2 protein-coding genes are annotated in these 2,267 nt (G+C 46.5%); one reads left to right on the top strand and one right to left on the bottom strand.

Annotated elements, in window-relative coordinates:
• A partial coding sequence (locus KUV22_RS17190; RefSeq protein ID WP_222230385.1) for an IS3 family transposase occupies window positions 1–148 on the top strand: 148 nt, incomplete at its 5' end.
• Between the two features lie 1,756 nt (window positions 149–1,904).
• Here KUV22_RS17190 and KUV22_RS17185 read toward each other — a convergent pair.
• A partial coding sequence (locus KUV22_RS17185; protein ID WP_222233009.1) for a hypothetical protein occupies window positions 1,905–2,267 on the bottom strand: 363 nt, incomplete at its 5' end.

Here is a 2,267-nt window from a genome sequence, read left to right as displayed (position 1 = left end):
GACAGAGCTTGTTCATCAGAGGATGTTCGAAAACGAAATCGATGCGGTAGCTCATATCATCGAATACATTGAGTTCTACAACCGAGAACGGCTTCACTCCAGTCTCGGCTATCAATCGCATTCAGAGTATGAAAAACTGGCGGCATAAAGTGTCCGCGAAAGTGGTAGCAGATCATGCCCCTGCCGGCGGCGTTAAATGTCATCGTATTATGAACTGCATAAACATTGAATCAGCCTTGTTTATTTCGTTTGCCGTTCTTCTAGCCGCGACAAACCTTTCTTCTTGGCGTATGCAAAAACATGTATTGGAGTCAGTCGAAAAGGCACCATTTTGGAAGTTACTTATTGGTGACGTGTTCTTAGGGGAAGAATATCTAAATGATAAAGGGTTACAATGGCGCAGGGCGTCAGTATCCTCATTCATATTGCTGCTAGTTTGGGGCTCGGTATATATCTATCTGTACGATAAATCGTGGGTTTGCCCGTATGGGCTTCGTAGCTAGCCGGTTACATTTAACAAAGCCAGGCAGCAAGGCTTCGGGCCTGCGGCCCTTCGCGGGACAGCTTACCTTGTGCACCACTTGCGCAGGTCGCTTTGCTCCCAGTTTTGCGCAAGTGGCGCACAAGGTAAGCTGCCCCTGCTGGCGGCGTTATGTGTCATCTGTGAATGACATCTGAGTATGAAATATAGATACATCGGATTTCTATTCTTACTTCCTGCTCTAGTTGCAGCTACATATGAGTACCTGAGCTTAAATCGAGCTATCGAGTCTGAGAAAACACAATTTGTAAATGGTAAGATTTCAGAAATTGAAACTTACAATGGATTTACGTCTTTTGAAGTAGGTGGCGTCAAGTTCCGTATGCAGTCGTTGCTTCCTTGTCTTGACCAGCGAGAGAAGCTGTACAATGGCCTAGAAGTAAGTATTGCATTTAAGTCAATACCAAGGTGGCCTGGCTCTCTTCAAAGCTACGGATGTATCATAGAAATCGAGTACATTGGCGAAATAATAAATAAACGCACAGGCCAGATGTCCCGTAACACATAACAAGGCCGGGCAATTTACTCCGGGCCTGCGGCCCTCCGCGGGACAGCTTACCTTGTGCACGTTTTGCGCAGGTCGCTGTGCTCCCATTTTTGCGCAAAAAGCACACAAGGTAAGCTGCCCCTGCCGGCGGCGTTAGCATTAAGGCTTGCCCACCGAAAATATGAACGAAAGAAAAGCAAAAACAATTTTCTCTAGCCTTATATTTTTGAGTACGGTTTCGTGCCTACTCATAGTTGGAGTATCCAAATTCTCAGGCGCGGTATCATTTAGTTCATTTATCGGGGTCTGGTCAATCGTGTATTTTGTGCTGTTCTGGCATTGGATCTACTACGAGTCTGCGTCGCAAGAGAAGTTTGATAGGCCGTATAACTTCGGTCTATCAATACATTCGTTCTGGTATCTCTATGTTCCGTGGTACTTTATCCGTACTCGTGGAGCTAGAGGTATAGCCTATATTTTAGGCTTCCTATTTCTATTTTTTGCTCCAGTCCTATGTGTAGATCTATCGCTGTGATAAATGCTAACAAACGCAGGCAATTTTCTCCGGCCCTTCGGGCCTCCGTGGGACGTCTTACCTTGCGCACATTTTGCGCGGGTCGCTTCACTCCCATTTTTGCGCAAAATGTGCACAAGGTAAGCCGCCCCTGCTGCGGGCGTTATGTGTGAGAATAGTCTTATGGTACACAGACCTAAAGTAATCACGCTTACTGAAGCGAAGAGTGTCCGTAAATTATATTGTGGTGAATGCGGCTGGGATCAGGAGATAATTTCTACCTCTAGTGAAGAGGTAAAAAGTTGTCCTTGGTGTGGGTGGGGTGACTTTGAAATTAGTACGCTTGCTGTAGAGGGTGCTTTTCAAGAGATTGAGTGTGAAAAGCATGGTCGGGTGACTGTACTTATCCCTAATTCCAATATTGATGTATTGGATTTTTTGGATAATCTCTGTTGCCCGTTTTGCGAATAACACATAACAAGGCCGGGCAATTTGCTCCAGACCTGCGGCCCTCCGCGGGACAGCTTACCTTGTGCACGTTTTGCGCAGGTCGCTACGCGCCCATTTTCGCGCAAAACGCGCACAAAGTAAGCTGCCCCTGCCGGCGGCGTTAGCCTCTTAACCATGAATAAGTTCTTAGTAGTCGTTGCTCTATTGACATGCTCGCCAGGTGGGCTGGCAAGCTGCTGGATCGAATATACGAAGAAAACATTGTCCGAAAGAAT

The organism is Microbulbifer agarilyticus (assembly GCF_019800665.1).
Taxonomy (GTDB): domain Bacteria; phylum Pseudomonadota; class Gammaproteobacteria; order Pseudomonadales; family Cellvibrionaceae; genus Microbulbifer; species Microbulbifer agarilyticus_C.
The sequence above is the reverse complement of the archived record's forward strand: the minus strand, read 5'-3'. Positions and strand labels throughout refer to the sequence as shown.